5 protein-coding genes are annotated in these 4,104 nt (G+C 37.4%); 4 read left to right on the top strand and 1 reads right to left on the bottom strand.

Annotated features, from left to right (window positions below):
• The first annotated feature begins 123 nt into the window (after nucleotides 1-123).
• From ACRD7A_RS18875 to ACRD7A_RS18865, 3 genes are all read left to right on the top strand, one after another.
• Nucleotides 124-1,260 (top strand): hypothetical protein, encoded by a 1,137-nt coding sequence (locus tag ACRD7A_RS18875; protein WP_430812946.1) that lies wholly within the window; start codon nucleotides 124-126, stop codon nucleotides 1,258-1,260.
• 5 nt (nucleotides 1,261-1,265) lie between these two features.
• Nucleotides 1,266-1,988, top strand: coding sequence for a hypothetical protein (locus tag ACRD7A_RS18870; protein ID WP_430812945.1), 723 nt, complete (start codon nucleotides 1,266-1,268; stop codon nucleotides 1,986-1,988).
• Nucleotides 1,989-2,160: 172 nt separating this feature from the next.
• On the top strand, nucleotides 2,161-2,451 hold the full coding sequence (locus ACRD7A_RS18865; RefSeq protein WP_430812944.1) for a hypothetical protein: 291 nt from the start codon (nucleotides 2,161-2,163) through the stop codon (nucleotides 2,449-2,451).
• Here the strand turns inward: ACRD7A_RS18865 and ACRD7A_RS18860 are convergent.
• Complete coding sequence (locus ACRD7A_RS18860) at nucleotides 2,414-2,863, bottom strand: hypothetical protein (protein ID WP_430812943.1); 450 nt, start codon at nucleotides 2,861-2,863, stop codon at nucleotides 2,414-2,416. The genes ACRD7A_RS18865 and ACRD7A_RS18860 overlap by 38 nt on opposite strands.
• Nucleotides 2,864-3,908: 1,045 nt before the next feature.
• Between ACRD7A_RS18860 and ACRD7A_RS18855 the strand changes: the two genes are divergently transcribed.
• Nucleotides 3,909-4,104 (top strand): hypothetical protein (locus tag ACRD7A_RS18855; RefSeq protein ID WP_430812942.1); only part of this gene is annotated, 196 nt, incomplete at its 3' end.

The raw sequence follows: 4,104 nt of genomic DNA, 5'->3' as shown, positions 1-4,104 counted from the left end.
AACGCTTTGGCTTCCCTCCTCTTTTCAAGGTTAGTGAGGTCAATTTCGCCTTACGCCGCCATGCGGCAGGCCGTTGGCGGTAATTTTAATGAAAAAGAATCAACGTTGACTCAATAATCAAGAATGGAAAAAATAAAAAACATATTACAGGAAATAATTGATTTAGAAGGTTCGGCAATGGACTTCTTTTTCACAAATAATCCTGAATGTTTTGATAAATCTAAACCCGATTGGCTATATCCTAGACTTGTAGCTTTTTTTCAGAGCAGACCACACAATGACAAAATTGATGAATTACTCAACGAAATGTCGATTGAATTATCTGCGGTAATTGGTGATAACATCTTCTCCGAATTAACCATTATTGATAAAAGTAAAAGCATTGATGATGCTTTTGTTGAAGCATTCATTTTAAAGTTGACTAAAAACGAATCTAAAGAATATAAATTCCAACAATTAAAATCTCCATATAAAACAAAAGGATATTCTCTCGCATTAAAATCCGTTGATAAATGGGTTTTGCAAAACTTGACAATGGAATTTGGAGAAACTGAACATCCATATATTTTGGCTGAATTGACAAATTGCTATATGTTGAGTAGTAGCTTTCTTGATGCTTTCCAATATTTGTATCGTGCAGCTAAACAACTTACAACTTATCCACATAAATATTGGAATAGTGAATATGGTATGATGGGTGCTGCTAATGTTTATAGGCATTTGTTTATTCTTGTTACAGATGTTGAAATGAAATTAAGAATATTCAAATTGTATTACCTGCATTTGACCCGACTAATCAATATTACAAAAGACAAATTAATCCTTTCAAACAGCTATAGCAACAGAGCCTTTATGTGTCGTGATTCTCTAAGTTTATATGCACTTCCATTTATCGGGATTAATCCGGATTTACTTTACATTTCTGACTTATGGTATGCACATAATTGTGGACAACCTGAAGTACCAGCAGTAATGACAATGGATTTTTATAAGATGTCCTTAACCATGTATCAAAATGCAAGCATTTATGTAAATAATACTGGGGGTTATAAAGAAATTGAAGACCGCACTTATGGTGAGATAGTTGAAGCTAAAAATTTTCAATCAATCGAAATTGCAATTGAATATTTAAAGCAATTCAAGGATTCAAACTGTAGTATTAATAGAAAAGAATTAAATAAAATCTTCCAAGATTTCGAAAAGGAATGTCGATTTGATTTTGTTAAATTTAAAAATAGAGTACTAAAATTTAAAAACTAAATAAGATGGGACTATCAGATTTTTTTAGAAGCTCAAGCAAATATGCTGACTCTGTGGAACAATTGGTTATTGAAAGTGTAGAAAATTTAAAAAAATACAATCCAAATTTCCAAACTAAAGACCTGGAAGCAGAAGCTATATATTTAGCTGCTTTCATTTATCTAAAAGACGATTATAGGATTGATTTTGAAGTAGATTATTTTACTAAAGGATTATTGGATAAAATTCCTAGTGACGATTATAAAACAGCCGACAAAGTTTTTCAATATATGTCCAAAAATTATCCAAACAAATATGGTGCAGCCGAATATAATCATGGGATAAATGGATATAAGATGAACATTCAGTTAGCAGCAGATTATGGGTCATACATTAAGAATTATTTTATTCGAGCGCATAAAATTGGAGAAGGTTCGGATTACTCATTATTTAGTTCACCAAGAAATTGTTTATGGCGTGATGGAGTTAAAAATGTAGATAGTCCCACTCAAAGAGATGTTTACTATAAAATTGAAGGTACTTCGTTTGAATTGATGATTCCACCATATAATCCTCTGGTTACCGGAAAAGTATTGAGCAAGAATGAAAACAAAATAAAATGTCAATCAAGTGACAATAAAAGAACATTTGTATTTCATTATAAAGGAGAAAACATTCCTAGCAATCTTGAAATGATTGAAATGTATAGAAATGACAAAGGAGATATGGTTTCATACCACAAAAAATAAAAAACTACCGCCAACAAAGTACATATTGCAGGGCGGGGTTCGGTGGTACGCCAACTGCGGATTCTCGCATCGCAGTTCCGTGTCCTTCGGACAGGAATGCTCTTCGAAATCCGCCCCGACAACATGTACCAACCGTTGGCAACTATAAAAATAAACACTAAAATTATCTACTATGGAAAATGTATCTATTGTTCTGAATCGCCTAAAAGGTGAATGTGAACCATGGACTATTCTATTGAGTGACAGCAAGCACAACAGCTTGTTTAATCGCATAAGAGAACAGCTTGAAAGAATAGACAACCCCAAGGCAAAAGACCTAATCAAAAGCCTTGAAAACAAAAGGTCTGAATATCCAGATGCTTTTGTTGGGAATTTTGAATCTAATGACCAGAAGGAGCAATTTTCCAAAGATATTGGTGCCTTTGCTAAAGATATAGTGATACAGGCTCTCCATCTAGTCTGAACCTATGCTCTGCACTAGGCGGTATCTTCTCATCATTAGTTAAATGCTCATGATTGTCAAGTATAGCTCTAAGGGACTCTGCATCTTTAAATTCGTGCCACTTTGATTCTGATTGATACTTGTTATCTGCATCTCTATATTGACGCTCTATATTGAAATAGAAGCTACCTTTTGGATAGGGTTTAAGCAAAAATATGTGAAAATTTTCATATTCCTTGTCCCCATACTGCTTTATAGCTAGACTTGATTGACCGTCATCTATAACAATTCCACTGCCAGTTTGAACTTTTTGGTTTCTATGGTCTCTTAATGTTTCGAAATAGAAACCATACTCGCAAAATATTTCTTCAATCCACGTGTCTCTTGGGACACCTTGTAAAACCCTGTAGGTTGTTGTTTTAATTTCTCTCATGTTATTTTTAATTTAATTAATTACAGTTGCCAACCCTATGCATAAGGCATTGGAAACGCCTCATGCAATTGCCGTTGGGCGCAACGAGGTCGAACGGGGCGCTTCGATTTGACAAAACAAAAACGGGACGCAAATCCGTAAAATCCGACAAAGTGGTTTAAAACAAGTGATTTATAAAACCAAGGCGCGCATTTCTGGACTCGTAAACAAAACGTAGCGGGACTGGAACTTCCAAACGGACACGGCGGATTAATCCCGGCCGGCACTTTTTCAGCCAGGCAGCCGACTTCCGATTTGCAGCGGGACTTTGGAGCATCTGTATACGGACTCAGGTTCCCGCGTTGTTTAAGTGCAGCCGGACTTCAGAATAACGCATACGGACTAAGGCGCGCCAAAACATAGAATACAAAGCTGTTTAGACGGAAAAAGATGAATAACATAAAGATTTTCAGCCCGTTTTTGATTTACAGAACCGAAAAGTAAATTAAATCGCAGCGCCCAACAAACCGCCATAGCGCATAAGGCGACCACTGCAGGTCAAAAGGCTCACCGCTTCGGTCAGCTCCGCCAAATCGTTGATTTGGCTATCCAAAATGAAAAGTTAAAACCAAATACAACGCTTTGGCTTCCCTCCTTTTTCAAGGTTGGTGAGGTCAATATTCGCCTTACGCCGCCATGCGGCAGGCCGTTGGGCGCAACGAACTCGAACGGGGCGCTTCGATTATGAAAAACAAAAACGGGACGTAAATCCATAAAAACCTGACAAAGTGGTTTAAGGTCAAAGCAATTTAAAACAAAGGCGCGCATTTCTGGACTCTCAAACAAAACGTTGCGGGACTTGCAAACCAAACGGACACGTTGGACTAATCCCGACCGGCACTTTTTCAGTCACGCAGCCGGACTTCCAATTTGCAGCGGGACTTTGGAGCAGCTCTATTCGGACTCAGTTTCCCGCGTGGTTTAAGTGCAGTTGGACTTCTAAATAACGCATACGGACAAAGGCGCGCCAAAACCTAGAATACAAAGCTGTTTAGACGGAAAAAAGATGAATAACGCAAAGATTTTCAGCCCGTTTTTGAAGTGCATCTTAGAAGAAATTATAAACCGCAGCGCCCAACAAACCGCCATAGCGCATAAGGCGATTAGCGAGGTTTCGGAGGCTTGCCGCTTCGGTCAGCTCCGCCAAATCGTTGATTTGGCTATCCAAAATGAAAAGTTAAAACCAAATACAACGCTTTGGC

It is taken from the genome of Carboxylicivirga longa, from assembly GCF_050589825.1.
Taxonomy (GTDB): domain Bacteria; phylum Bacteroidota; class Bacteroidia; order Bacteroidales; family Marinilabiliaceae; genus Carboxylicivirga; species Carboxylicivirga longa.
Note: the sequence above shows the minus strand (reverse complement) of the source record. Positions and strands in the feature narration are given on the sequence as shown.

Bases quoted from the DNA above. Each gene is read 5' to 3' on its own strand.
- ACRD7A_RS18875 (WP_430812946.1), top strand. From the start codon at position 124: ATGGAAAAAATAAAAAACATATTACAGGAAATAATTGATTTAGAAGGT.
- ACRD7A_RS18870 (WP_430812945.1), top strand. From the start codon at position 1,266: ATGGGACTATCAGATTTTTTTAGAAGCTCAAGCAAATATGCTGACTCT.
- ACRD7A_RS18865 (WP_430812944.1), top strand. From the start codon at position 2,161: ATGGAAAATGTATCTATTGTTCTGAATCGCCTAAAAGGTGAATGTGAA.
- ACRD7A_RS18860 (WP_430812943.1), bottom strand. From the start codon at position 2,863: ATGAGAGAAATTAAAACAACAACCTACAGGGTTTTACAAGGTGTCCCA.